This window comes from Paracoccus nototheniae (assembly GCF_004335005.1).
Taxonomy (GTDB): domain Bacteria; phylum Pseudomonadota; class Alphaproteobacteria; order Rhodobacterales; family Rhodobacteraceae; genus Paracoccus; species Paracoccus nototheniae.
Genome location: NZ_RQRT01000061.1, coordinates 1 through 25,935, shown reverse-complemented (window position 1 = coordinate 25,935; position 25,935 = coordinate 1). Strand labels below are relative to the sequence as shown.

Annotated in this window: 19 protein-coding genes; 6 read left to right on the top strand and 13 right to left on the bottom strand. The window is 65.1% G+C overall.

The features are described 5' to 3' along the window. The 3 genes from EG885_RS17470 to EG885_RS17460 all read right to left on the bottom strand — a co-directional run. Positions 1–1,304: ABC transporter substrate-binding protein (locus EG885_RS17470; RefSeq protein WP_131577071.1), on the bottom strand; the 1,304-nt coding region annotated here is incomplete at its 3' end. Positions 1,305–1,436: 132 nt separating this feature from the next. Then, entirely contained in the window at positions 1,437–2,393 is a 957-nt protein-coding gene (locus EG885_RS17465) for a sugar-binding transcriptional regulator (protein WP_131577069.1), read from the bottom strand. Beyond that, positions 2,390–3,049 (bottom strand): HAD family hydrolase, encoded by a 660-nt coding sequence (locus EG885_RS17460; protein WP_131577067.1) that lies wholly within the window; start codon positions 3,047–3,049, stop codon positions 2,390–2,392. Before EG885_RS17460 ends, EG885_RS17465 begins: the two co-directional genes overlap by 4 nt. Positions 3,050–3,207: 158 nt before the next feature. Here EG885_RS17460 and EG885_RS17455 point away from each other — a divergent pair, with 158 nt between their 5' ends. Then, the gene (locus tag EG885_RS17455; RefSeq protein ID WP_131577065.1) at positions 3,208–4,590 is read left to right on the top strand and encodes a ferredoxin reductase family protein; all 1,383 of its coding nucleotides are present in this window, start codon (positions 3,208–3,210) and stop codon (positions 4,588–4,590) included. A 104-nt stretch (positions 4,591–4,694) separates the two neighbouring features. Here the strand turns inward: EG885_RS17455 and EG885_RS17450 are convergent, their stop codons facing one another. The 4 genes from EG885_RS17450 to EG885_RS17435 all read right to left on the bottom strand — a co-directional run bounded on the left by EG885_RS17450 (position 4,695) and on the right by EG885_RS17435 (position 9,539). Further along, positions 4,695–5,780, bottom strand: a complete 1,086-nt coding sequence (locus tag EG885_RS17450) for a mechanosensitive ion channel family protein (RefSeq protein ID WP_131577063.1) — start codon at positions 5,778–5,780, stop codon at positions 4,695–4,697. A 144-nt stretch (positions 5,781–5,924) separates the two neighbouring features. Continuing rightward, positions 5,925–7,451 (bottom strand): UxaA family hydrolase, encoded by a 1,527-nt coding sequence (locus tag EG885_RS17445; RefSeq protein WP_242679725.1) that lies wholly within the window; start codon positions 7,449–7,451, stop codon positions 5,925–5,927. After that, complete coding sequence (locus tag EG885_RS17440; protein ID WP_131577061.1) at positions 7,448–8,554, bottom strand: mannitol dehydrogenase family protein; 1,107 nt, start codon at positions 8,552–8,554, stop codon at positions 7,448–7,450. The genes EG885_RS17445 and EG885_RS17440 overlap by 4 nt, the downstream gene beginning before the upstream one ends. After that, positions 8,547–9,539 carry a zinc-binding alcohol dehydrogenase family protein gene (locus EG885_RS17435; RefSeq protein WP_131577059.1) on the bottom strand — a complete coding sequence of 331 codons (993 nt, stop codon included), beginning with the start codon at positions 9,537–9,539 and terminating at the stop codon, positions 8,547–8,549. The genes EG885_RS17440 and EG885_RS17435 overlap by 8 nt, the downstream gene beginning before the upstream one ends. 133 nt (positions 9,540–9,672) lie before the next feature. Between EG885_RS17435 and EG885_RS17430 the strand changes: the two genes are divergently transcribed. From EG885_RS17430 to EG885_RS17410, 5 genes are all read left to right on the top strand, one after another. Continuing rightward, positions 9,673–10,566 carry a GntR family transcriptional regulator gene (locus EG885_RS17430; RefSeq protein WP_131577057.1) on the top strand — a complete coding sequence of 298 codons (894 nt, stop codon included), beginning with the start codon at positions 9,673–9,675 and terminating at the stop codon, positions 10,564–10,566. 82 nt (positions 10,567–10,648) lie between these two features. Next, entirely contained in the window at positions 10,649–11,350 is a 702-nt protein-coding gene (locus EG885_RS17425; protein ID WP_242679724.1) for a FadR/GntR family transcriptional regulator, read from the top strand. Between the two features lie 24 nt (positions 11,351–11,374). Then, positions 11,375–12,349 (top strand): C4-dicarboxylate TRAP transporter substrate-binding protein, encoded by a 975-nt coding sequence (locus tag EG885_RS17420; RefSeq protein ID WP_131577053.1) that lies wholly within the window; start codon positions 11,375–11,377, stop codon positions 12,347–12,349. 77 nt (positions 12,350–12,426) lie between these two features. Beyond that, a complete protein-coding gene (locus tag EG885_RS17415; protein ID WP_131577051.1) occupies positions 12,427–12,924 on the top strand; it encodes a TRAP transporter small permease in 498 nt (165 codons plus the stop codon). Positions 12,925–12,981: 57 nt separating this feature from the next. Beyond that, the gene (locus EG885_RS17410; protein WP_131577049.1) at positions 12,982–14,253 is read left to right on the top strand and encodes a TRAP transporter large permease; all 1,272 of its coding nucleotides are present in this window, start codon (positions 12,982–12,984) and stop codon (positions 14,251–14,253) included. Between the two features lie 27 nt (positions 14,254–14,280). On the opposite strand, the gene EG885_RS17405 is transcribed toward EG885_RS17410, so the two are convergent. The 6 genes from EG885_RS17405 to EG885_RS17380 all read right to left on the bottom strand — a co-directional run bounded on the left by EG885_RS17405 (position 14,281) and on the right by EG885_RS17380 (position 25,855). Further along, the gene (locus EG885_RS17405; RefSeq protein ID WP_131577047.1) at positions 14,281–15,501 is read right to left on the bottom strand and encodes a serine hydrolase domain-containing protein; all 1,221 of its coding nucleotides are present in this window, start codon (positions 15,499–15,501) and stop codon (positions 14,281–14,283) included. A 99-nt stretch (positions 15,502–15,600) separates the two neighbouring features. Next, the gene (locus EG885_RS17400; RefSeq protein ID WP_131577041.1) at positions 15,601–16,440 is read right to left on the bottom strand and encodes a tryptophan 2,3-dioxygenase; all 840 of its coding nucleotides are present in this window, start codon (positions 16,438–16,440) and stop codon (positions 15,601–15,603) included. A gap of 85 nt (positions 16,441–16,525) precedes the next feature. Then, entirely contained in the window at positions 16,526–18,334 is a 1,809-nt protein-coding gene (gene malQ, locus EG885_RS17395) for a 4-alpha-glucanotransferase (protein ID WP_242679723.1), read from the bottom strand. Further along, positions 18,331–20,526 carry a 1,4-alpha-glucan branching protein GlgB gene (glgB, locus tag EG885_RS17390; protein ID WP_131577039.1) on the bottom strand — a complete coding sequence of 732 codons (2,196 nt, stop codon included), beginning with the start codon at positions 20,524–20,526 and terminating at the stop codon, positions 18,331–18,333. The genes malQ and glgB overlap by 4 nt, the downstream gene beginning before the upstream one ends. Then, positions 20,523–23,795, bottom strand: a complete 3,273-nt coding sequence (gene treS, locus EG885_RS17385; RefSeq protein WP_415639294.1) for a maltose alpha-D-glucosyltransferase — start codon at positions 23,793–23,795, stop codon at positions 20,523–20,525. The genes glgB and treS overlap by 4 nt, the downstream gene beginning before the upstream one ends. Continuing rightward, positions 23,795–25,855 carry an alpha-1,4-glucan--maltose-1-phosphate maltosyltransferase gene (locus tag EG885_RS17380; protein ID WP_131577037.1) on the bottom strand — a complete coding sequence of 687 codons (2,061 nt, stop codon included), beginning with the start codon at positions 25,853–25,855 and terminating at the stop codon, positions 23,795–23,797. Before EG885_RS17380 ends, treS begins: the two co-directional genes overlap by 1 nt. Between the last annotated feature and the right edge of the window lie 80 nt (positions 25,856–25,935).

Below are 25,935 nucleotides of genomic sequence, written 5' to 3'. Positions count from 1 at the left end.
GCCATTTCGCGCGCCGTCGCGGTCTGCGCTGCGGCCAGCGCGTCATCTGCCGACATCTGACCTGCCAGCGCCGCCGAGAAGGTCTGGCCGACCGCCGTGCCGATGCCCTGGAATTCCGGGATCGCGACGAACTGACCGCCGGTATAGGGGATGTCCTGAACCGAGGATTTCTGCGTATCGGCAGCGTTGATCGATTCCAGCGTCATCGCGGCAAAGGGCGCGGCCTCTTGATAGTCGGGGTTCTCGTAAAGCGAGGTCCGCGTGCCCGGAGGAGCGGCGCGCCAGCCCTCGGCCTCGGCCACCATATTGGTGTAATCCTTGCTGGTGGCCCAAGCGACGAAGGTCTTGGCGGCCTCTTGCTGCTGGCTGGAGGCGGGGATCGCCAGGTTCCAGGCCCACAGCCAGTTGCCGTGATTGTCCACGCCATCCTTGTTGGGGAATTGCGCGAAACCGACGCTGTCGGCGACGGTGGAATCGGTCGGGTCGGTCACAAAGCTGGCCGCCACGGTCGCGTCGATCCACATGCCGCATTTGCCCTGCTGGAACAGCGACAGGTTTTCGTTGAAGCCGTTCGAGGACGCGCCCGGAGGCCCGTATTCGTTCATCAACGTCAGATAGTCGGTCAGCGTCGCCTGCCATTCCGGGCTGTCGAACTGGGGGGTCCATTCGGTATCGAACCAGCGCGCGCCATAGCTGTTGGCCATGGCGGTCAGGAAGGCCATATTCTCGCCCCAGCCCGGCTTGCCGCGCAGGCAGATGCCATAGATCTCGTTATCCTTGTTGGTCATCGCCTCGGCGGCTGCCGTGATCTCGGTCCAGGTGGGGTTGTCCGAGATGGTCACGCCCGCAGCCTCGGCCAGATCGGTGCGATACATCACCATCGCGGATTCCGCATAGAAGGGCGCGGCATACAGCGTGTCATCGACCGACAGCGCGTCGCGCACGGCGGGGATCAGGTCGTCGGCGTCGTAATCCTCGGGCAGGTCGGTCAGGGGCGACAGCCATTCCTGACGCGCCCAGATCGGCACCTCGTAGGTGCCGATGGTCAGCACGTCATACTGCCCGCCGCCGGTGGCGATGTCGGTGGTGACGCGTTCGCGCAGCACGTTTTCTTCCAGTGTGACCCATTCCAGCGTGATGTTCGGGTTCGCCTCGGTAAAGGGGCCGGTCATCTGCTGCATGCGGATCATGTCGCCATTGTTCACGGTGGCGATGGTCAGGGTCACATTGTCCTGCGCGGCGGCGACGCTGCCAGCAGCGCACAGGGCGGTGGCGCCCAGAAGGGCGCGGAATGTCGTGGTCATGGTAGTCCTCCCTTGGCGGTTGGGCATTTGCCCTTCCGATGGGCATATTCTCACCAATCGGTGTGAATCTGTCAACGGACATTCCCCGCCGCAGTGCGGCAAGCGATCAAGCGGTTCAATTGTTGGGATAAATCAGGCCAGCAGGCGTTCTGCCGTCGCTTCCGAGGTGATCAGCCCGTTGATCAGCCCGCCCACCAGCGCCGCGCGAATCGCCGGCAGCTTGGCCTGACCGGATGCGACGGCGATGACCGGGCGATCCGAACGGACGGGCAGAGGGGCCGAGGCGACGCGGCTGTTGAAGGCGCAATCGATGATCCGGCCTGCCGCGTCATAGACCCAGCTGGTGATTTCGCCGACCGCGCCCGCGCGGGCCAGTTCGTCCATCTCGGATGTGGACAGGAAGCCGTCGACATGCAGCGGTGCGGTCAGGTCCATCTGGCCGATGCCCACCAGCGACAGATCGGCACGCGCGCACAGATCGATGGTGTTGCGCGCCGCAGCCTGTCTGCGCATCGCGGCCAGTTCGGTCGGATCATGGGCCAGCACCGGCAGCGGATAGGGGTAATGCGGCGCACCGATGCGTTCGGCCAGCCGGATCGTCGCGTTATAGGGCGTGGCGGACCCGTCCTGCATCATGTTGCCAAGCCGTGACACGACCACATGCTGGGGACAGGACATGCGCGGCAATTGTTCGACCATGGCGCGCAGATTGCGCCCGGTGCCAAGGCTGATGATGCGCCGGTCGGGCGATTTCAGCACCCGTTCCAGATGGGCGGCGGCAGCGATGGCGATCCCCGCCAGCAGATCCGGCGCCTCGGGGTCCGAGGGTGCGACCTCGGCCACGCCAAGGCCGAAACGGTCGGTCAGGGCGGCGGCCAGATCCATGCAGCGCCCGATGGGATGGTCCAGCCGCACCTTGACCAGCCGTTCCGACAGGGCCATCGCGACCAGCCGCTGCGCCGACTGGCGGCTGACGCCCAGCTTGCGGGCGATCTGATCCTGCGTATTGCCCGCAACGTAATACAGCCATCCGGCGCGGGCGGCGTCGTCCAGCCGGGTGGTTTCGGGGGTAAAGCGGTCGCTGCTCATGCCGGGACGCCCTCGATCCGGGCCAGACGGGCGGGAAAATCGCGCCAGTCGACAAAGCTGTCATGACCATCGGGCGCGGGCTGGCCTGCCAGATGCGCGCCGCCTGCGTAATGCAGGACGCGCATTCCGGCGGCGCGGGCGGCGGCAAGGCCGGGGGCGCTGTCCTCGATCACCAGCGCATGGGCAGGGTCGGTCCGCATCTGCGCGGCGGCGAACAGGAACAGATCGGGCGCGGGCTTGCCATGCGCGACCTGACTGGCGGTGAAGACATGATCCCCGAACCGCGACGCCAGCCCCAGCACCTGCAAGGTGCGGGCCACGCGCGGCGGGCTGGAGGAGGTGGCCACGCACACCCGACGGTCCAGCCGCGCCAGCAGATCGGTCACCCCAAGCGTGGGGGCCAGATCGGTGGCAAAGCGGTCCAGCAGGCGGGCGCGATAGCCCAGTTCGAAATCATCGGGAAGGGTGCGGGCAAAGCGGCTGCGGATGCTGGCGGCGACGGTCGGAAAGCTGCGGCCCAGAAAATCGCGGCGCACATCGTCCAGCGTGACGGTGATGCCAAGGCCCGCCAGCTGGGCGATCAGCACCTCGGCCGACAGAATCTCGCTGTCGGCGATGACGCCGTCACAGTCAAAGATGATCAGATCAACCTGCATGCCGCCTCCGGTCGGTTGCGGCAGGCATAATCGCAATCGCGCCTGCGGGGAAGTGGCGACCGCGCAGAGGCCGGGTCGAAGGCTGGGTCAAAGGCCGGGAACCGGGGCCGGGTCAGGGGGGCGCCGGAACCGGGCCGCCCCGGCCACGTTGGACGGTCATGACAGACCCCGCCCATCACGTCCGCCCCGAGGATCACGACCCCGCCGTCTGGCTGCGGGCGGTCGCCTGGCTGGCACTGGCTTTGGGGTTGCTGGCGCTGCCTTTCGTGGTGATCCTGATGGGCGATCCGCCAGCCGCGCGGGGGCTGACCCGCGATCTGGCTCTGGGTCTGGGCTTTGCGGCGCTGTCGCTGGCGGGGCTGCAATTCGCGCTGACCGGACGGCTGAAGGCGCTGCTGCATCCCTTCGGCGCCGATATCGTCGTCGTGTTTCACCGGTTTCTGTCCTGGGGGCTGCTGGCGCTGATGCTGGGGCATTTCGGGATGCTGTATATCTGGCACAAGGATGATCTGGGCGTCCTGAACCCTTTGCAGGCCGAGCCGCATATGACCGCCGGGCGCGTGGCGCTTGGTTGTTTCATCGCGCTGGTGGCCACGTCCGAGCTGCGCAAGCGGCTGCGGCTGGATTACTTGTGGTGGCGGTATCTGCATGTTGCGTTGGCGGTCACCGGCTTTGGCATGGCGATCTGGCATGTGCTGGGGGCGGGGCATTTCACCGGCGCCGATGGCACGCGCGGGCTTTGGCTGGGCGTGACGCTGGCCTGGCTTGGGCTGCTGATCTGGACCCGGGTGCTGCGTCCCTGGCGGCAGTCCCGCAACCCCTGGACGGTGACCGAGAACCGGGACGAGGGCGACGGCGTCCACACGCTGGTGCTGGCCCCCAAAGGCCGGCCCTTGCGCGGCTGGCGTCCGGGGCAGTTTGCCTGGCTGGCCGTGGGCGGCAGTCCTTTTGCGCTGCGGGAACATCCCTTCACCATCTCGACCGCGCCGGACAAGGGGCATCATCTGCGCTTTTCGATCAAGCCTTTGGGCGATGACAGCAAGCGGCTGGCCGCGACGCCGGTGGGCGCCGTGGCCTGGGTGGACGGGCCCTATGGCACCTTTTCGGTTGATCGAGAGGCGGATGCCGGGGGGTTCGTGATGATCGCGGGTGGGGTGGGGGTGACGCCGGTTATCGCCAATCTGCACGCGCTGCAGGAACGGCGCGATCCGCGCCCGGTGATCCTGCTTTATGCCAATGACAGCTGGGACGATATCGCCTTTCGCGACCAGCTGGCGGCGATCGCGCAGGATATCGATCTGCGCGTGATCCATGTCATCAAGACCCCGCCCAAGGGCGATGCGTGGCCGCCCAAGGGGTTCACGACGCGCGACGGCATGATCGACGCGGATGCGCTGGCCGATCTGCTGCCCCGCGAAAGCCGCGACTGGCCCCATATGCTGTGCGGGCCGCCGCCGATGCTGGCCGCGGTCCGCAAAGCCCTGCTGTCGATGGGCGTGCCTCTGCGCCGGATCGACAGCGAAATATTCGAGATGGTCTAGACGATGCGCCCGATACTTGCCCGCCTTCTTGCCGCCCTGCTGGTCACCTGGGCCGTCGCCCTGGCGGTCGCCTTTGCGCTGGCCCTGCCGTCGGTCTGAGGCGTTCAGCCCGGCAGTTCGGTGATGCCCTTGGCGGCCAGTGCCGGGCTGCGGTCGGGCGTGGCGTTCAAATCGATGCTGCCCCGGTGGCGCGGCATGGCCTGCGGCTGATGCTGCTGCAGATAGGCCAGCAGATGCTCGCGGATCTCGCAGCGCAGATCGAAGGCGCGTCCGGCATTGCGGGCACTGGCCAGAATGCGGACCTCGGACACGGTTTCGCGGAAATCGGTGACCTGCAGCGCGAACACGTCGCGATCCCACAGGGACGAGGCGCGCACGATGCGTTCCGCCTCGGTCCGCAAGGCGGGAATGTCGGCGGCGTAATCGACATAGATCATCACCACCCCGATCAGCGTCGCATCGCTGCGCGTCCAGTTCTGGAACGGCTGTTCCATGAAATAACTCAGCGGCACGATCAGACGGCGCTTGTCCCAGATGCGCACCACGACATAGGTGCCGCCGATTTCCTCGATATTGCCCCATTCGCCTTCGACGATGACCGCGTCGTCGATGCGGATGGGCTGGGTGATGGCCAGCTGGATGCCCGCGAACAGGTTGCGCAGGACCGGTTGCAGCGCCAGACCCACGACCAGACCCGCAGCCCCTGCCGAGGCCAGCAGGCTGACCCCGTATTGCCGCACCCCGTCGAACGACATCAGCATGGCGCTGATGCCGATCGCGACGATCAGCAGGCTGCCGACCTGCTGCAGGATGCGCGATTGGGTGACATGCTTGCGCGCCAGCAGGTTGTCTTCCACATCGACGCGAAAGCGGCGCAGATGCAGCGCGACCCAGATCTGCAGCGCGGATCGCGCAACCAGCGTCAGGCAGGCGATGAAGCACAACAGCAGCACATGGCGCAGGGTCGTCGTTTCCTCGACCGTCAGGGGCGCGATGCGGGCGGCCACGGACAGGGCCGCGATGATCAGCGCCAATTGGACCGGGCCGCGCGACCGCGCCAGCAGCGGGCGCCAGAAATCGCTGCGCCGCGCGATCAGGCGCAGCGCAAGACGGTCGATCAGCATCCAGCCCAGCCACGACAGCACGACGGCTGTGACAAAGATCAGGGCGGTATCGGTCCAGCGGCTCATGCAATCCTCGGGCGTGGGGGATGGGTCGGGGTCAACCCCCGCGCCCGACCGCCCGTTCCGCTGCGGGTGCGTTGGGCGCGGGCGCCAAGGGCGATTGACCCCCGGCGCGGCATCTGTGCCCGGATGGCGGGCAGGGGGAAAACGTTAGAGCACCGCGCCGATCTTCCACGGGACGAATTCGTTGTCGCCATAGCCGAAAGCCTCGGATTTGGTGATCTGACCCGAGGCGGTCTCCAGCAGCAGGTCATAGATCTGTGCGCCCATCGCCTCCAACTCCACGCCGTCATCGGTGACGGTGCCGCAGTTGATGTCCATATCCTCGGCCATCTGCGCGAACAGGGTGGAATTGGACGCCAGCTTGATCGAGGGCGCGGGCTTGGCCCCGAAACACGATCCCCGCCCGGTGGTGAACGCGATCAGGTTTGCGCCCGAGGCGACCTGACCCGTTGCCGCCACCGGATCATATCCGGGGCTGTCCATGTAAACGAGGCCCGGCACCGCGATCCGTTCGGCATAGGCGAAGGCGCCCGAGACCGGCGACATGCCCGCCTTGGCCACCGCGCCCAGTGATTTTTCCAAAATCGTCGTCAGTCCGCCCTTTTTGTTGCCGGGCGAGGGGTTGTTGTCCAGCGAGGCGCCGTTGCGATCGGCATAGTCGCGCCACCAGTCGATCATGCCCCGGATGCGGTCGCCGGTCTGGGGCGAGGCGCGGGCGATCAGCAGATGTTCGGCGCCAAAGATCTCGGGCGTTTCGGACAGGATCGAGGTGCCGCCCGCCGCCACCAGCATATCGGATGCGACGCCAAGCGCCGGGTTGGCGGTGATGCCCGAAAACCCGTCCGATCCGCCGCATTGCATGCCCAGCACCAGCCCGCTGACCGGCTGCGTGCTGCGCCGGTCGGTATTCGCGGCCGCCGCGATCGGCTCCAGCAGTTCCAGCGCCCGGCGCACGGCCGAGGTCGAGCCGCCGACATCCTGAATGTTGAAGGACAGATAGCGGTCGCGTGTCCAGTCGGTGGGTTGATAGAGGGTCAGCTGATTGACCTCGCATCCCAAGCCCACGATCAGCACGCCGCCGAAATTGGGATGATCTCGATAACCCTTCAGCGTGCGCACCAGCACGTCAAAGCCTTCGCCTTTGTTGACCATGCCGCAGCCCTGATCGTGGACGATGGGCGCAAAGCCGTCGATATGGGGGTATTTGGGTTTCAGGATTCGGTTCGCAGCCTCGGCAATCGCATGGCAGACCGTGGACGAGCAATTGACCGAGGCCATGATGCCGATGAAATTGCGCGTGCCGACCCGGCCATCCGGGCGCAGATAGCCTTGGAATGTGGTCCGTTCCGGCGCGGCATGGACGCGGCCATGCTGGTCCGAGCGGTCGGAATGGGTGGCCGCCATGCCGATGTTGTGGACATGGACATGCTGGCCGGGCGCGATGGTCTGGGTCGCCTCGGCCATAATCTGGCCGTATTTCACCACCGCCTGACCGGGGGGCAGGGGGCTGAGTGCGAATTTATGACCCAGGGGGATCGCGTCGGTCACGGTGACGCCTTCCATGACCTCGCCCACCGCCAGCGGGCGCAGCGCGATCGCGACATTGTCCAGCGGGTTCAGGCGGATCGTGTCGGGCGCGCCCTTGGGACGCTTCGGCAGGACGGGGGGCATCATGATCCGGCGCGCCCGACAATGGCGGTCAGCTGCGGCATGGCGGGGCCATCCGCACCGACCCAATCCAGAAAGGCACCGATGCGGCGCTGGACCTTTTGCGGATGGTTCTGGGCGATATCGGCCATGCGGTGATCCAGATAGGGATTGGCAAAGCGGTCCAGTGTGACGGCCAGATAGGCCTGCGCCTCGGCCAGACGGCCCTTGGCGGCAAAGCCGGGCAGCACCTCGGTCGCATAGATCTCGTCCAGCGTGGCGCGCGGCGTGCCGGTCATCATCTGGCGCACCAGACGGTCGGGATCGGCCCCCTGCGCCTGCCACAGATCGGCCAGAACCGTATGGCCCAGATTGAGGATATGCAGCTTTAACCGCTCGATCTCGTCCAGATCGGCGACCATCCGGATCGCCGGATGATCGCAGGGCGCCGTGACCCCCGGCGCAGAGCCGATCGCCCACAGTGCATAGGGTTCGGCCACCGCGCCCGCAGGCTCGATCGGCTCTGACACGATGCGGTCGACCAGGCTGTTGGCCCAGATGCATTGCCCCAGCCAGCCGGTCAGCGCGTCGGATGCGCCCTGCGCGGTGGCGATCTGCATCACCCGGTCGCGCAGGACGGTGCCGTTATCGGCCACCAGTTCCATCGGAAAGACCGACAGAGGGGTCGCGCCCGCCGCATGGCGATGGGCCAGCAGATGATAGAGTTTCGCCGGATAGCTCATCGCCTGATCAAAGACCGGGCCGTCATCGGCGGGCTGGGGCAGATAGCCCCGGTCGCCGGTATTGGACAGGATGATCCGCGCCTCGGATGCCGCGATCCGGCAGATCTCGGGCCAGTCGGTCGCGGTGGACAGGGTGCGGCGGACCGAGGTGACGCGCTGTTCGGTATCGACCGGCTGGCCGTCCGACAGGCCGCGGATGCGCACCGGATAACCTTCGGGTGCGGCCAGCGCCGCCAGACGCCCGGCCCGCGACGCATCGCCCGAGCTTTGCACGACCGTGACCGTCAGCGGCGTGGCGCATTCGGAAAAGAACAGATCGGCATGGGCCTGCAGGAAACGGCTGGTGCCGAATTGCAGGACGGGGGTGGGGCTGATGCGATCAGACATGGATGATGGCCTTGATCAGGGTGCCCCGATCCTGCGCCCATTCGGGCAGGCGGGTCACCGCGTCCTCCAGACTGGTCGTATGGGTGGCCAGCTTGTCCACCGGCACGCGCCCGTCGCGCATGCAGGCCATGACATGTTCGAAATCGGATTTCAGCGCATTGCGGCTGGCCAGCAGGGTCGTCTCGCGCTTGTGAAACTCGGGGTCGGCAAAGGACAGATCGCCCTTGACCACCGACAGCAGCACATAGGTGCCGCTATGGGCCAGCCATGCCAGCCCCGCATTCATCGCGCCGATATTGCCGGTCGCATCAAAGACGGTGTCATAGCTGCCGGGGGTTTCCTGTCCCACCCGTTCCGTGCGGGCCTGCGGCAGCACGTCTGCGGCCAGGGCCAGACGGTCGGCGGAGCTGTCGCGCAGCGTCACGGTCGCACCCTCGATCGCGGCAAAGATCGCGGCGCCCAGACCGATCGGCCCGGCCCCCACGATCAGCGCGGACGACCCCGCGCGCAACCGCGACCGCGCCACGCCATGCGCGCCGATGGCCAGAAATTCGACCATCGCCGCCGCGCGGTCGTCAAGGCCCTGCGCGGGATAAAGATTGCCTTCGGGGACGACGATTTCCTCGGCCATGCCGCCGTCGACATGCACGCCCAGAACCGCGATCGCCTCGCAGCAATTGGGGGTGCCGCCCGTGCAGGCCCGGCAGGTGCCGCAGGTCAGATAGGGGTTCACCACCACCAGATCGCCCACCGCGATGGTCCCGTCGGAACTGGCATCCAGCGCCCGGCCCGACAGTTCATGGCCCATCACGCGGGGATAGGCCAGGAACGGCTGCTGACCGCCAAAGATGTGATAATCGGTGCCGCAGATCCCGATATGGCCGATCCGCACCCGCACATGGCCCGCCGCAGGGGCCGGGCGGGGCCGCGTGACCATGGTCAACTGCCCGGGCTGGGTGCACAAAAGGGCCTTCATCTCGCTCATCGTGATCTCCGTGGCCCGTCGGCCATTGCCTGCGTGGATTTGGTTCTTTATATAAAAAGAACCGATGCGGTCAACCGGTTTTCCCCCGGCCCGCGCGGCCCAGGTGACCAACTGCGGGCAAAGGGCAGGGGCCATGACGCGTGACAACCGGCTGTTCAAGGCGCAGGTCAACCGCCTGCTGACGCGGCTTGAGGCCGGCGATACCACCGCCCTTGGCCCCGAGGCCGGGCTGGCCGCGCAGATGCGGGCCAGCCGCACCACGGTGCGCGCGGTGCTGTCGCATCTGGAGACGCTCGGCGTCATCGCATGGGAGGGGCGCGACAAGCGCCTGCTGCGCGCGCCGGTTCCCGATGATTTCTTCGATGTCGAGGAAACCCGATCCACCCATGACATGATCCAGCACCGCTTTCTGGAATGGGTGCTGCAGGGCGATGTCGCGCCGGGCACGATGCTGAACGAATCCCGGCTGGCGCGGCAGTTCGACCTGCCCCTGTCCAGCCTGCGGGAATTCCTGATCCGGTTCGAGCCCTTTGGCCTGATCGAGAAACAGCGCAACCGCCATTGGCTGCTGAAGGGGTTCACCCGCGATTTCGTCGACGAGATGTTCGAGGTGCGGCTGATGTTCGAACGCCGCGCCCTGTCGCGGCTGGTCGAGGAACCCGATCCCGTCCTGACGCGCCGCCTGACCCAGACCCATGCCGATCATCTGGCGATCATCCGGGGCAACCAGCGCGCGGCGCTTGGCTTTCCGGCGCTGGACGCGCGGTTTCACGCGCTGATCTGCGCGGGGGCGCGCAACCGTTTCGTGTCGGATTTCAGCGGCACGATCTCGATCATCGTCCATTACCATTACCTATGGAACAAGAAGGACGAGGCCGACCGCAATCGCAGCGCCGCGCGCGAGCATCTTGAGATCCTTGATGCGGTGCTGGCGGGTGACGCGGCCCGGGCGCGGGCGGCACTGGACCGGCATCTGGACACCGCCTATCGGACGCTGTTGTCCTCGGTCAACTGGACGGATCGGTAAGGCTCTTGACAGGCGCCGAACAAAACCCCTAAGTTTGGTCCAACCACGGAACCAAGCGCAGGGAGGGCGTCGTTTGGCCGGAATGTCTGCCGTCGAAGATGTCCGTGCAGTGCTGCGGGGCGAGATCGTCGCCCAGTATCAGCCGGGCGATTTCCTGCCCAATGAACGCGAGCTGGCCGAACGTTTCGGCGTCGCGCGCAACACCATCCGCGAGACGATGATCCATCTGGAGGCCTTTGGGCTGATCGAAAAGACCAAGCGCGGCGCCCGCGTGCGCGAGGTCGATTTCGACCCGGTGTTCCAGATCTTTGCCCAGCATTTCGACGCCAGCCCCGACCGGCTGGAAGATGTGCTGAACTTTCGCCGCATGACCGAAACCGGCGCCGCGCATTTCGCCGTCCGCCATGTCGATGACGCGGTGCTGGCGCGGATGGTCGAGGCCAATGACCGCATGGCCAGCGCCGTGACCGTCGCGCAGGCGGCGGCGCATGATTACGATTTTCATCTGGGGCTGGTCGAGGCCGCGCGCAACGACACGCTGCTGCGCATGTACCGGGTGATGGCCGTCACGCTGCGATTTTATCTGGAAATCGGCAAATCCCAGCATCTGGACACCCAGACCGCCCATGCCCAGCACGCCCGCATCATCGCCGCATTGGCCGGTCGCGATCACGCGGGTCTGTGCAACGCGCTGCATGATCATTTCGACCATTCCGGCCTTGTTCTGGCCGCGAACCGCCAGACCATTCCGCAACCGGCTGCCGACACACGGCTGGCCGACTGACCGATCCTTGAGGGAGGAGACCCCATGAAACTGACCGCCTTGACCCTGACCACCGCCCTGACCGCCTTGCTGGCGGGCCCCTTGGCCGCGCAGGACGTGACCGTCCGCATCGCCTATGAGAACAACCCCGGAGAGCCTGCCGATCTGGTCATGAACCGGTGGGCCGAGCTGGTGACCGAGGCGTCGGGCGGCGAGGTCGCGCTGGAGCTGTACCCGTCCTCCCAGCTGGGGGCCAAGCAGGATGTCATCGAACAGGGGATGATGGGCGTCAATGTCATCACCATCGCCGATGTCGGGTTCCTGACCGATTACGACCCCGATCTGGGCATTCTGTTCGGCCCTTATCTGACCGAAAGCCCCGAAAAGCTGTTCGAGATCTATGAATCCGACTGGTTCAAGCAGAAGGAAGCCGAGCTGCGCGAAAAGGGCATCCATATCGTCATCTCGAATTACCTTTACGGCACCCGCCAGCTGCTGACCAAGACCAAGGTGGAAACGCCCGACGATCTGGCTGGCCTCAAGATCCGCACGCCGAACAACCCCATGCAGATCCGCGCGATCGAGGCGATGGGCGGCACCGCGACGCCGATGCCCCTGGGCGATGTCTATCCCGCGCTGACGCAGGGCGTGATCGACGGGGTCGAGAACCCGCTGGCGGTGCTGTACGGGCAAAAGCTGCACGAACAGGCCAAGCATCTGTCGATGATCGGCTATCTGACCAACACCTCGCTGTGGCTGGGCGGAGAGGCCTATTTTTCCACGCTGGAGCCCGAAGTGGTCCAGATGCTGCACGAGACCGGCTATCAGGCGGGCCTGTACAGTCAGGAACTGGCGGCGGAATCCGATGCCGAGATGCTGGCCGAGATGGAGGCGCAGGGGGTCGAGGTGACCTATCCCGATCTGGCGCCGTTCCAGGAACGTGCGATGGCCTTTTACGAGATGTTCCCCGAATGGTCCGAGGGTCTGTACGAACAGATCCAGACCCAGCTGCAGGACTGATGTGACGCCTGTGTGACCCCCGTGCCTGCGCGCCATGGGTGGCGCGCGGCACCCCCATTTTTTGCGGACAGATCGCGATGAAATATCTTGCCGGACTGACCTCTGCCCTGGGCGGGTTGATGATCGCCGTTCTGGTGGCGATCACCTTTGCCTCGGTCTTCATGCGCTATGTGATGGGCGCGCCGATCCAGTGGACCGAAGAGGTCTCGGCCATTTTGATGATCTGGATCATCATGCTGGGTGCGGTGTCCTGCGAATGGCACCGCCAGCATCTGACCATCGATTTCGCGGTCGAATGGCTGCCCGCGCGCCTGCGCTCGATCGTGTCGCTCGCGGTGGCTCTGGCCTCGATCGGGGTTCTGGGCATGATGGCGTGGCTGGCCTGGAGCCTTGCGCAATCGGCGGGGTTCAAGAAGACCCAGATCCTGGGCGTGTCATGGTTCTGGATGGATCTGGCGGTAGTTCTGGGCGCGCTTGGCACGGCCGCGGTCGTGGCATGGCGCATCTTCGCGCCCGCACGCGACGATCTTGCGCCCGCAGGCGATGACGCGCCCGATCTGCCCCCGCACGCCTGACACATCCCTGACCCCGACGCGCCGACGCTGTGACGTCCTGACGGAAGACCATATGCCATGACCTGGTTCATCATCATCCCCATCATGCTGGCCATGTTCATGCTGAACATGCGCATCTATCTGGCCATGTTCGCGGGCATCCTGATCTATTTCATCTTCTTTTCCACCGTGCCGCTGCCCATCGCGGTGCAGCGCTTCATGTCGCCTGCAGAGAACGCGTCCCTGCTGGCGATCCCGTTCTTCGTGCTGCTGGGCACGCTTTTGGGCAGCGCGGGCATCGCCAGCCGGTTGCTGAAGCTGGCCGATCTTCTGGTCGGGCGTCTGACCGGGGGGCTGGGCCATACCAATGTGATGCTGTCCACGCTGATGGGCGGCATCTCGGCCTCGAATCTGGCGGATGCGGCGATGATGTGCCGCATGATCGTCCCCGAGATGGAGCGGCAGGGATACAAGCGATCGGTCGCCGCCGCGATCACCGCCTGTTCGTCGCTGATCACGCCGATCATTCCGCCGGGGATCGCGCTGATCATCTATGGTCTGGTGGCCGATGTCTCGATCGGGTCGATGTTCGTGGCGGGCATCCTGCCGGGCCTGCTGTGCTGCGCGCTGCTGCTGATCGCGGTCTGGCTGGTGGCGAAAAAGCGTGGCTATAAACCGTCGCGCACCGAATGGCCCAGCCTTGCAGAGACCGGCTCGACGCTGCTGGGCGCATGGCCGGCGCTGTTTCTGGTGGTGGTCATCGTCGGCGGCATCCGCTTTGCGATCTTTACCCCCACCGAGGCCGGGGCCATCGCCACCGTCGTCACCCTGATCATCGGCGTGTTCGTGTATCGGGAAATGCGGCTGCGCGACGTGACGCAGGCATTCTCGGAAACCGCCCGGCAGACCGCCGCCGTGCTGCTGGTGATCATGACCAGTTCGGCGCTGGCATGGATCTTTACGCTGGAACGCGCGGGCGTCAGCATGGCGGAATTCATCACCGCGCTGACCACCAACCCTTACGTCTTTCTGCTGGCGATCAACATCCTGCTGCTGGTTCTGGGCATGTTCATCGAGGGCACGGCCCTGATGATCATTCTTGTCCCGCTGCTGAAACCGGTGCTGGTGCAGCTGGGCATCGATCCGATCCATTTCGGGCTGATCATGATCCTGAACCTGTCGATCGGTACGCTGACACCGCCTGTGGGAACCGTGCTGCTGCTGGTGTGCAATCTGACACGGGTGTCCATCGTCGAATTCGTGCGCGACGGCTGGCCGTTCCTGCTGGCGGTCCTGATCGCGCTGCTGCTGGTCACCTATATCCCGTTCCTGTCGCTGGCGCTGGTGTAATCCACCAGCGCCAGCCGTCTGGACGTCTTAATCCAGCGCCGCCGCGATGGCGTCGAAGACGACCAGCGGATCGACCGGTTCCCGGCCCAGAGGTTTGGGCTGGGCCATATGCGTGGCGATGACCACACCCCGGGCCGGGTTGATATAGATGTTCTGCCCCTGAATGCCGATCGCGGCATAGGCGCCATCCGCGATCGACGGCTCGGTCCAGCCCGGCCACCACATATAGCCGTATTCGATGACCTCGCCGCCGGTCAGTTCCTGCGGCTGGCCTGCCGTGCCGGTCCAGCCATCGGGCAGAACCGGGGCGCCGTCGATCATGCCGCCATCCAGAAAGAACTGACCAAAGCGGGCAAAATCGCGCAGGGTGGCCGACAGGCCGCTGCCGCCGATCTCGACCCCGTCGGGGCTGTCCAGCCACCAGTTGGCATCGGCCTCCATCCCATAGGGTTGCCAGATCTTTTCGGCCAGATAACCGGACAGGGTCTGGCCGGTGGCGCCGGTCACGATCTCGGCCAGGACCTGCGTCTCTCCGGTTGAATAATTGTGGTGGCTGCCGGGATCATGGGCGCGGGGCAGGGCGGCCATCACCTCCATCGCGGCGCCGGGGCGCTGTTCGATCTGCGCGCGCAGCAGATCGCGGCGGTCGGATGCAGGGTCGGTATAGGTCTCGTTCCACTCAACGCCCGAGGCCATCAGCAGGATGTCGCGGACGCTGACCCCGTCATAGGCGCTGCCCGCCAGCGCCGGCACATGGTCGGTGACCAGATCGTCCAGCCCCCCGATATGGCCGTCGCGGATCGCCGCCCCCACCAGCGTCGAGGTCACGGATTTCGCCACCGACATCGACATCCAGCGCGTCGCGGGCGTGTTGCCGCGCTGATAGGTTTCATAGACGACCGCGCCATCCTTCAGCACGATCATTCCTGCGACATTGTCCAGCGACAGGAAATCATACAGATCATAGCTCGCTTCGCCGACCTGATAGCTGACCGTTCCCTCCAGATCTACGGGGGCCTGCGGCAGATCGCCGGGTGCGTCGCTGGCGGGGATGGTGCGGGTCGGGAACAGCCGGTCGATGTTGCGGAACGTGCTGACCGCCATATCGGGGGTCAGATGGCCGTCATAGACATCCTCGATCGTGCCGATCGGTTCGGATGCATGGGGATAGTCCTGCGCCAGCGCTACGGCGGGGATCGCGCTGCACAGGGCAAGCAGGGCAAGTCTGCGTCTTGGGTGCCGGATCATTCTGTCCTCCAACGGTTCCGGTCAACTCTGGCCATATTCCCCGACAAGGCAATGGTGCAGATAGGGGGGGCAGATCGGGAGGGCGCGCAGATAAGACCCCTACAGGCTGCTGCGCAGGTTCCAGATCTCGGGGAACAGTTCGACCTCCAGCATGCGGCGCAGATAGGCCACCCCCGAGGTGCCGCCGGTGCCGCGCCGGAACCCGATCACCCGTTCGACCGTGGTGACATGGTTGAACCGCCAGCGGCGGAAATAATCCTCGATATCGACCAGCTTTTCGGCCAGCTCGTACAATGTCCAATGGGCCGGGATGTCGCGATAGACGCGCGTCCACAGCGCCTCGATTTCAGGGCGCGCGGCATGGGGCGTGGTCAGTTGCGGCGCGGGCATGGCGTCAAGGCTGCCTTCCAGCGTCAGGAACAGGAACCGCACGGCCTCGTCATAAAAGCTGGGCCGTTGCAGTTCGGCGTCCAGCAGGGCGGCCAGATCGGGGCGGTGGTCATGGGGGCGGATCATGTTGGGGTTGCGGTTGCCCAGCACGAATTCGATCATCCGGTACTGATGCGACTGAAACCCCGAGGATGGCCCAAGCGCGTCGCGAAAGGCCACATATTCCGCAGGCGTCATCGTCCGCAGCACGTCCCACGCGCTGTTCAATTGTTCAAAGATCCGCGCCACCCGCGCCAGCTGCTTGAACATGGTGGGCGTGTCCCGCGCGATCAGCGCCTCGCGCGCGGCGGACAGTTCGAACAAGGCCAGCTTCATCCACAGCTCGCTGGTCTGGTGCTGGATGATGAACAGCAATTCGTCATGCGTGTCGCTTTGCGGCACCTGCTGGGACAACAGGCCGTCCAGCCGCAGATAATCGCCATAGGACATGGCGCCGTCGAACTGCATCCGGGCGCCGTCGGTGGCGGGATCAAAGGTCTTGTCGGTCATCTGAGGCTCCTGTCCGCAACGGTTTTTTCGGGTGTCGCAGAAGGAGAGGCCCGGCGCCATATCCGATGGCTGGCGCCGGGCAGGGTTACCGCAGCTGGGGCCGTTCGCGGCGAAGATCGGCGCTGATCCGGTCGAACAGGGGCAGATCGGCGATCTGTTCCAGCGTGACGCCCAGCTTTTTCTGCCAGTTGGGATATTCATCCGTCGTGCTGGGGATGTTCACCGGGTCGGTTTCCCCGGCGATATCCTCCAGCCTGACGGCGAACAGGCGCGAGGGCGCGCGGGCCAGATGCGCATGCACGCCCGCGACCAGATCGTCGGGGGCCTTGTCCGGATCGGGCGCCCCACCCTGCGCCAGCCCACCCTGCCACAGCCCGGCCTGCGCCAGATCGCCCAGCAGATCGGCGCGTTCGGTGATGCGGCTGGCGGTCTGATCGTCGGCACCTTCTTGACCGATCAGGCCATGATCCAGCCGCCGGGCGATATCGTCGCCCCGCCACCAGCCCTGAAAGGTCGGCAGGTCATGGGTGGACAGGCAGGCCAGCGCCGCCTGCGGATAGTCGGCCGGCGGGATAAAGCCGTCCTCGGTCCGTTCGAACAGCAGGATGCGATAGGACAGGATGCCCGCATCCTCCATTACGTCGCGAAAGCCGGGGGGGACATTGCCCAGATCCTCGCCGATGATGACGGTGCGGTTATCCTGCGAGGCCTGCGCCAGCCCCGCCAGCATGTCGGCCAGCGGGTAACGCGCATAGGTGCCATCCGCCGGTCCCGCCCCGTCGGGGATCAGGAACAGCTGCCACAACCCCATCGCATGATCGATGCGCAGCGCGCCCGCCTGCTGGGTGGCCTGCGCCATCAGGGTCGCAAAGGGCTGGGCATGCTGTTCGGCCATGGCGGTGGGCGACAGCGGTGCCAGCCCCCAATCCTGCCCGGTCTCGTTGAACATGTCGGGTGGCGCGCCGATGCGGATGCCCGGCACGACCATGGGATTGCCCCATGCGCCCGACCCGTCCGCCGCCTCGCCCACCGCGAAATCCAGATACAGACCGATGGTCATGCCCGCCTTGTCGCAAGCCGCGCGTGCCTGCATCAACTGGCCCTGCGCCATATCCTGCAACCAGCGGTGAAAGCGCGCCTCGGCCGGATGGTCCAGCGCGAACCGGGCCACGGCCTCGCCCGTCGCATCCTGCCAGTCGGCGGGCCAATCGCGCCAGCCCGCGCCATGCCCCTCGGCCACCATCCGGGCCGAGATCGCCTCGAACAAAGCATGGCGCTGCAGATCCTCGCCGCCCTGTTCAAGCACGGCGGCGCTGGCATCGGGCCTGTCTGCCGCCTTCCAGATGCGGTCCAGAACGGCCAGTTTCAGCGCCGCCACGCCCGCGTAATCGACCAGAGGCGTCTGTTGCAGCGCCTCGATCCGGTCGGGATCGGCCATGTCGGGGGAAAACCCCGGCACCTTGTCGACGGCGATGTAAAGCGGGTTCAGAAACCGCCGGTTCGACGGCGAGAATGGGCTGCAATGGCGCGGATTGGACAGAAACAGCGCATGCAGCGGGTTGAGACCGATGAAATCCGCCCCCGCCTTGCCCAGCACCCCCGCCAGCCGGGCCAGATCGTCGAAATCGCCGATCCCCCAGTTGCGGGCCGAACGCAGCTGATACAGCTGCAGCGCCACACCCCAAGCGCGATCCTGCCCATCCGGCAGATAGCAGCGCGTGCCGGGATGGATGACCATCTGATGATCGCCCAGAGGTCCGGGTTTGCCGCCCGCGCCAAAAGCCTCCAGCAGGCTGGTCAGCGTGGTATCGGGCGCCTGATGCTGTTCGCCGCCCATCCCGTCATAGCTGGGCTGGATGCCATGGGCGCGGGCCCGGTCGTGCAGTTTGCTCACGATGCGGTCCCGTCACGGTCAGCAGGCATCAGCACGATGGTCGACAGCGGCGGCAGGGTCAGCGACAGCGACTGATCGCGCCCGTGGCAGGGCGCGTCGTCCGTGCCGACCAGCCCGTGATTGCCCATATTGCTGCCGCCATACCGCGCCTCGTCACTGTTCAGAACCTCGCGCCACAGGCCGGGCAGGGGGGTGCCCACGCGATAATCGTGATGCGGCGTGGGCGTCAGGTTGCAGATGACCAGCGCGGGCGGTGCGCCGTCATCGGATTTGCGCAGATAGACCAGCACGCTGTTTTCCGTATCGCTGGCGTCGATCCATTCGAACCCCGCCGGATCGCAATCCAGCCGGTGCAGCGCGGGCTGATCGCGGTAAAGACGGTTCAGATCGCCGACCAGTTCCTGCATGCCGGCATGCAGGGGATCGTCCAGCAGATGCCAGTCCAGCGACCGGTCGTGGTTCCATTCCTTTTGCTGCGCGAACTCCTGCCCCATGAACAGCAGCTTTTTGCCCGGCTGCGTCCACATGAAGCCGTAATAGGCGCGCAGGTTCGCGAATTTCTGCCAGCGATCGCCCGCCATCTGGTCGATCAGCGATCCCTTGCCATGGACCACCTCGTCATGGCTCAGCGGCAGGACAAAATCCTCGGAGAAGGCATAGACCAGACCGAAGGTCAGCTGATCCTGATGGTACTTGCGGTGCAGGGGGTCGCGCCGGAAATACCCAAGCGTGTCATGCATCCAGCCCATGTTCCATTTGAACCCGAAGCCCAGACCACCCTCGCCCACCGGGCGGCTGACCTTGGGAAAGGCGGTGGATTCCTCGGCGATGGTGATGGCGCCGGGATGGTCCTGACGCACCCGTTCATTCACGCCGCGCAGAAAGGCGATCGCCTCCAGGTTTTCATTGCCGCCGAACTGGTTGGGCACCCATTCGCCGTCCTTGCGGGAATAATCCAGATACAGCATGGACGCCACCGCATCGACGCGCAGCGCGTCGATATGGAACATGTCCAGCCAGTAAAGCGCGCTGGATTGCAGGAAATTCGCGACCTCTTTGCGGCCGAAATTATAGATCAGGGTGTTCCAGTCCTGATGAAATCCCTGACGCGGATCGGCATGTTCATAAAGTGCGGTGCCGTCGAAATTCGCCAGCCCATGCGCGTCCGAGGGGAAATGCGCGGGCACCCAGTCCATGATGACGGCAATGCCCGCCGCATGAAGCCGGTCGACCAGACGGGCAAAGGCCCGCGCATCGCCAAAGCGGCTGGTGGGCGCGAACAAGCCGATGGGCTGATAGCCCCATGACCCGGTAAAGGGATGTTCGCTCAGCGGCAGGAATTCCACATGGGTGAACCCCATCCGGGTAACATAGGGCACCAGCAGATCGGCCATGGCATCATAGTCCAGAATCTGGTCGTCGCCGCCGCGCCGCCATGATCCCGGATGCACCTCATAGATCGAGATCGGCGCCTGCCGGTCCTGACGCGCCGCGCGCGAGGCCATCCAGTCGGCGTCCTGCCAGCCGTGTTCCGGCAGTCCGTCGATGACCGAGCCGGTTTCCGGCGGGGCCTGATGGGCAAAGCCGACCGGGTCGGATTTCAGCGGCAGGCGTTCGCCGGTCGCGCTGACGATCTCGTATTTGTAGATGTCGCCGCGCGGCAGGCCGGGGATGAACAGCTCCCAGATGCCGGGGCCGATGCGCTTGCGCATGGGGTGGCGTCTGCCGTCCCATGCGTTGAAGGGGCCGACCACGCTGACGCGGCGGGCATTCGGCGCCCAGACCGCAAAGGCGGTGCCCGCGACCCCCTCATGCGTGATCGGATGGGCGCCCATCTTGTCGTAAAGGCGCCAATGCGTGCCCTCGGCCAGCAGGTATTCGTCCATCTCGCCCAAGACCGGGCCAAAGCGATAGGGGTCGTCCTGCTGCCATTCATGGCTGCCCGCCGACAGCAGCAGCTGATAATCGCCCGTGGGCGCGGGGCCGACAAAGAACCCCTCGGGGTGGATGCGGGTCAGGGGGGTGCGCACCCCATCGGACAGGGCCGACACCTCGGCGGCCTGCGGGGCAAAGACCCGCAACTGGCCGTTATGGCGTCCCAGCACGGCGAAAGGGTCGGCGTGGTTGCCGCGCAGGATCGCTTCGATCTGATCCGCGTCGATGCTGTCGTTCAGGAAATCGGTGTCGTTCATGATGCCTCGTCCAGCAGGTCGAGGATGCCGCGCAGGGGAAGGCCGACCCATGTCGGGCGGTTCCCCAGCTCGTATCCGGTTTCATAGACGGCCTTTTGCAGCAGGAACAGATCCAGCAGGGCCTTGGTCGTGGCGTCGTCCTTGGGCAGGTTCGGCGCATCGGCCGCATGGTCGCGATAGGCGGCCATGAAGTCCTGCGCGACCGAGCGGCGCCAGCCCTCGATCCGGGCCATGGCCCGTTCGGCGCCGGTATCGCCCTGATGGCGGGCGATGACCGACAAAGCCGCATAGTCGAACGACCGCAGCATCCCCGCCACATCGCGCAGGGGCGACGATTTCGCCCGGCGCTGATCCAGCGTGCGCGAGGGTTCGCCCTCGAAGTCGATGATCGCCACGTCGTTCTGGGCCAGCAGCACCTGCCCCAGATGATAGTCGCCATGAATGCGCGACAGCTTGCCCGAGGGCTTCATCTGGCCCGCAGCCTTCAGCCGGGCGATCAGATCGGCCTTGCGGCCCAGCAACTGCTGCGCCAATGGCGCCGCATCCTCGGGCAGATCGGCCTGTGACAGACGCGCCAGCATCTCTTCGGCCTCGGTGACGGCAGCGGCGGACCAGTTGGTCAGATGCTGCGCGGTCAGATCCTCTGTCGCGAAGGCCGCGTCCTCGGTGGGCGTGGCCAGCGCCACATGCAGACCGGCAGTGCGTTCGCCCAGCAGGCGCCCGATGCTCAGCGGGAAATCAAAGCCGGGTGGGGCTTCGGGTTCCTGACCCGTGGGCCATGCGTCATGTTCGTTGAACTCCAGCATCAGCCCGTCAAGAATGCCCGTCCAGGCATCGCCGCGATTGGCGACAAAGGCGAAGGCTGCGGCCAGCACGGTCGCCTCGTCGCCGTCATGGACCAGCTGGCCCAGATAGCGCGGCGTATGGGCATAGCCCGCCTTCTCGGTCAGGAAACGCGCGACCTCGACATCGGGCTGCTGACCGCTGCGCAGACGGCGATACAGTTTCAGGATCACCTGATCGCTGAAGGCGATCGAGATGTTGGATTGTTCGACCCCCAGCTGGCGCGGCTCGCCGGGTTCGGTGATCTCGCGCAGGGCCTCGCTGCCGGTGAATTTCAGCGCGCCGATGGTGGTGTCGCTGCGCATCCGGTCCAGCAATTGCTGGGGCAGACGTTCGTCATAGGCGCCATCCACCAGCGCACCGACGCGCGAGGTGTGGCGGATCTTTCCAAGCGTATAGGACAGCTTGGGCGCACCGGGGCGCAGGTTTTCATCCCCCCACCGTGCCGACAGCGGCAGGAAATAGCTGTGCGTGCCGTCCGCCAGCGTCACGTCGATGGACACCAGCGCGTGGTCGGCCTCCAACTCTCCCAAGGGGGTCATACTGACGGCCGAAATCTCGCCATCCTTGGCCCCGAACCAGCGCTGCAGCGGCAGCCATTGCGGCAGCACGTCATTCTGGAACTGCGTGCCCTCGCGGCCCTTCAGCGCCGTCTGCACATGGCCGTCCCGCGTGGTCAGGGTCATGAATTCGGGCAGGATATCGGGCAGCTGTTCATGCCAGGAGGGCATGTCGGCCTCGGTTCCCAAGGCGAACCAATAGAACCCATAGGCGGGCAGGGTCAGCATATAGGGCAGATCGCCGATGGGCGGAAAGGCTGACCGTCCGGTCAGCTCGACCGGCACTTTGTCGCGATGGCGCGACAGGTCCAGCTGGGCGGCCTGCGCGGCATCCGACAGGTTCGCCACGCACAGATAGGCGCGATCCTCGTGTTCGCGGATATAGGCCAGCACCTTGCGGTTGCGCGGATACAGCAGCGTCATCGTGCCCCGCCCGAAGGCCGGATGCTGTTTGCGGACCGTGATCATCCGCCGCATCCAGTTCAGAAGCGAGGACGGGTCGTCGGCCTGCGCCTCGACATTGATGACCTGATGACCATAGACCGCGTCGATGATCGCGGGCAGGTACAATTGCTGCGGCTTGGCGGTCGAGAAACCCGCATTGCGGTCGCCCGACCATTGCATCGGCGTGCGGACTCCATCGCGGTCACCCAGATAGTAATTGTCGCCCATGCCGATCTCATCGCCATAATACATGATCGGCGTGCCGGGCATGGACAGCAGCATGGAATTCATCAGTTCGATCTTGCGCCGGTCGTTCTGCATCAGCGGCGCCAGGCGACGCCGGATGCCCAGATTGATCCGCGCGCGGGTATCGGCGGCATAGGTCTGCCACAGGTAATCGCGTTCCTCGGAGGTCACCATTTCCAGCGTCAGCTCGTCATGGTTGCGCAGGAAGATGCCCCATTGGCAGTTTTCCGGGATCTCGGGCGTCTGGCGGATGATGTCGGTGATGGGATGGCGGTCGGCCTGCGCCAGCGCCATGTACATGCGCGGCATCAGCGGGAAGTGGAACCCCATATGGCATTCGTCGCCGTCCCCGAAATAGGGGCGGGTATCCTCGGGCCATTGGTTGGCCTCGGCCAGCAGCATCCGGTCGGGGAAATGCTTGTCCAGATCGGCGCGGATCGCCTTCAGGACGTCATGCGTTTCCGGCAGGTTCTCGTTATTGGTGCCGTCGCGTTCGACCAGATAGGGGATCGCGTCCAGACGCAGCCCGTCCACGCCCATTTCCAGCCACATGCGCATGACTTTCAGGACTTCGTTCAGCACCTTGGGGTTGTCAAAGTTCAGGTCCGGCTGGTGGGAATAGAAGCGGTGCCAGTAATAGGCCCCCGCGACCGGATCCCAGGTCCAGTTCGACCGTTCCGTGTCCAGAAAGATGATCCGGGTTTCGGGCCATTTTTCATCCGTGTCCGACCAGACATAATAATCGCGTGCCGCCGAGCCGGGCTTGGCATGGCGGGCCTTCTGGAACCACGGATGCTGATCGCTGGTGTGGTTGATCACCAGTTCGGTGATCACCCGGATGCCGCGGCGATGCGCCTCGGCCACGAAAGCCTTGAAATCCTTCATCGCGCCATAGGACGGGTTGATCGAGCGGTAATCGGCGATGTCATAGCCGTCATCGCGCAAGGGCGAGGGATAGAAGGGCAGCAGCCAGATCGCCGTGACCCCCAGTTCCTGCACATAATCCAGCCGCTGCATCAGCCCGGCGAAATCGCCGATGCCGTCGCCGTTCGAATCCATGAACGCCTTGATGTGCAGCTGATAGATGACGGCATCCTTGTACCAGTCCGAGACGCTGCGATCGACGCCGCCACGGACGGCAAAGCTGCTTTGAGTCTTGTCATTTGCAATGTTCATCAGCGTGCCACTCCGGGGGCCAGAAGTTGCCAGACCGCATAGGGCCGGCTGTCAGGGTCAAGCGTCAGCCACTGGTACTTGCCGTGCCAGGTGAAACTGTTGCCGTTGATCAGGTCGCGGACCTCGATCGAGGCCTCGTCGGGCAGGCCGAATTTCCACAAGGGAACCTCGAACCTGAATTCCTGGGGGGCGTGCGGGTCCAGATTGACATGGATCAGCACGAAATCGTCGCCCGCCTGTTTGCCATAGGCCAGAACATGGTCGCTGTCGGCCTCGAAAAAGGTCAGGTCTTCGAATTGCTGCAGGGCCGGATGGTCGCGGCGCAAGCGGTTCATCAGGCGGATATCGTCTTGAATGTTGCCGGGCTGGTCCATGTCCCAGACCCGCAGCTGATATTTCTCGCTGTCCAGATAATCTTCCTTGCCCGGCACGGGCGCTGCGTCACAGATCTCGAAGCCGTTATAGACCCCGTAATTGCCACCAAGGCTGGCGGCCAGCACCAGACGGGTGCGGAAACCGGGGCGACCGCTGGTCTGCAGAAAGCGCGGATTGATGTCGGGCGTGTTGACGAAGAAATTCGGCCGCATGACGTGGCGCACCGGCGTCGTCGTCAGTTCGGTCAGATATTCGGTCAGTTCCTCTTTCGTGTTGCGCCAGGTGAAATAGGAATAGCTTTGCGAAAAGCCGACCTTGGCCAGACGCGCCATGACCTTGGGCCGGGTAAAGGCCTCGGCCAGAAAGATCACGCCGGGATCATGGGCGCGGACTTCGCCGATCATCCATTCCCAGAAGGGGAAGGGCTTGGTGTGCGGGTTGTCCACGCGAAAGATGCGCACGCCCTTGTCGACCCAGAACAGCACGATATCGCGCAGCGCGATCCACAGATCGGGCAGGGCGCCGCGATAGAAATGGACGTTGACGATATCTTCGTATTTCTTGGGCGGGTTCTCGGCGAATTTGATGGTGCCGTCGGGGCGCCAGTCGAACCATTCGGGATGTTCCCTGATCCACGGATGGTCGGGCGAACACTGGATCGCGAAATCCAGCGCGACTTCCAGCCCATGGTCGCGCGCGGCGGTGATCAGCCGGGCGAAATCGTCGAAACTGCCCAGTTCGGGATGCAGGGCGTCATGCCCGCCCTCGGGCGCGCCGATCGCATAGGGGCTGCCCGGATCGTCATCCGTGGGGGTCAGGCTGTTGTTACGGCCCTTGCGGTTGGTCTTGCCGATGGGATGGATGGGGGGGAAATACAGCACGTCGAAACCCAAGCCCTGAATATAGGGCAGGCGCGCGATCACATCGTCGAAGGTGCCGTGACGATCCATGCTGCCCGATTGCGACCGGGGCATCAATTCATACCACGCGCTGAAGGCGGCGGCGGTCCGGTCGGCAAAGACCGGCAGCCATTTGTACCCGGTCGCATTGCTGCGCGGGCCGACACGGCTCATCAAAGCCACGACCTCGGGCGCGCCAAGGCGTGCAAAGCGCAGGCCTTCGTGTTCGGCATCGTTGTCGGGGGCTGTGGCATCATCCGCCAGAAGGTCGGTCAGGGTCTGGCGGGCGGCATCGTCGGTGCGGCCATCGGCGCCCAGGGCGGCGGTCAGCAAGTCACGCCCCTCGGTCAGCTCCAGCGCAATGCGCTGGCCTGCGGCATGTTTCTTGACCACCTCTTTGCGCCATGTGGCGAACAGGTCGCGCCATGCCAGCACGGAAACCTCGTATTCGCCGGGTTCGGGCAGGGTCAAATCGCCTAGCCACTGGTCATTTTCGAAGAACTTCAGCGGAACCTCGGTGATGCTGTCACTGCCCTTGGCGCGGATCAGCAAAACGGCATCCAGACTGTCGTGACCGTCCGAGAAGATGTCGACCTCGACCGTCGCAGGCTGGCCCGCCACGACCTTGGCGGCAAAGCGCCCACCATCGACCTCGATCGAGACGCCCTCGATCGCCAGCCGGTCGGCTGCCAACGCCGCCAGTCGCGGATCGATCTTGCCGGGGTCGGTGGCCTTATGTCCGGCCTGCCCTGTCAGCCTGTCGTCCGAAACCTTGTGCGCTGTCATCTGATACTCCTGCCATGACCAGACAGGGAAACCGTTCAGCCCGGCTTATGTTCCGGTTTATCGCGGCCCGCGTGATGGCT

Coding starts and splice junctions, on each gene's coding strand:
- EG885_RS17460 (WP_131577067.1), bottom strand. CDS start 3,049: ATGCAGGTTGATCTGATCATCTTTGACTGTGACGGCGTCATCGCCGAC.
- EG885_RS17465 (WP_131577069.1), bottom strand. CDS start 2,393: ATGAGCAGCGACCGCTTTACCCCCGAAACCACCCGGCTGGACGACGCC.
- EG885_RS17435 (WP_131577059.1), bottom strand. CDS start 9,539: ATGAGCGAGATGAAGGCCCTTTTGTGCACCCAGCCCGGGCAGTTGACC.
- EG885_RS17440 (WP_131577061.1), bottom strand. CDS start 8,554: ATGTCTGATCGCATCAGCCCCACCCCCGTCCTGCAATTCGGCACCAGC.
- EG885_RS17450 (WP_131577063.1), bottom strand. CDS start 5,780: ATGAGCCGCTGGACCGATACCGCCCTGATCTTTGTCACAGCCGTCGTG.
- EG885_RS17445 (WP_242679725.1), bottom strand. CDS start 7,451: ATGATGCCCCCCGTCCTGCCGAAGCGTCCCAAGGGCGCGCCCGACACG.
- EG885_RS17415 (WP_131577051.1), top strand. CDS start 12,427: ATGAAATATCTTGCCGGACTGACCTCTGCCCTGGGCGGGTTGATGATC.
- EG885_RS17430 (WP_131577057.1), top strand. CDS start 9,673: ATGACGCGTGACAACCGGCTGTTCAAGGCGCAGGTCAACCGCCTGCTG.
- EG885_RS17405 (WP_131577047.1), bottom strand. CDS start 15,501: ATGATCCGGCACCCAAGACGCAGACTTGCCCTGCTTGCCCTGTGCAGC.
- EG885_RS17455 (WP_131577065.1), top strand. CDS start 3,208: ATGACAGACCCCGCCCATCACGTCCGCCCCGAGGATCACGACCCCGCC.
- glgB (WP_131577039.1), bottom strand. CDS start 20,526: ATGAACGACACCGATTTCCTGAACGACAGCATCGACGCGGATCAGATC.
- treS (WP_415639294.1), bottom strand. CDS start 23,795: ATGAACATTGCAAATGACAAGACTCAAAGCAGCTTTGCCGTCCGTGGC.
- EG885_RS17425 (WP_242679724.1), top strand. CDS start 10,649: ATGTCTGCCGTCGAAGATGTCCGTGCAGTGCTGCGGGGCGAGATCGTC.
- EG885_RS17410 (WP_131577049.1), top strand. CDS start 12,982: ATGACCTGGTTCATCATCATCCCCATCATGCTGGCCATGTTCATGCTG.
- EG885_RS17400 (WP_131577041.1), bottom strand. CDS start 16,440: ATGACCGACAAGACCTTTGATCCCGCCACCGACGGCGCCCGGATGCAG.
- EG885_RS17380 (WP_131577037.1), bottom strand. CDS start 25,855: ATGACAGCGCACAAGGTTTCGGACGACAGGCTGACAGGGCAGGCCGGA.
- EG885_RS17420 (WP_131577053.1), top strand. CDS start 11,375: ATGAAACTGACCGCCTTGACCCTGACCACCGCCCTGACCGCCTTGCTG.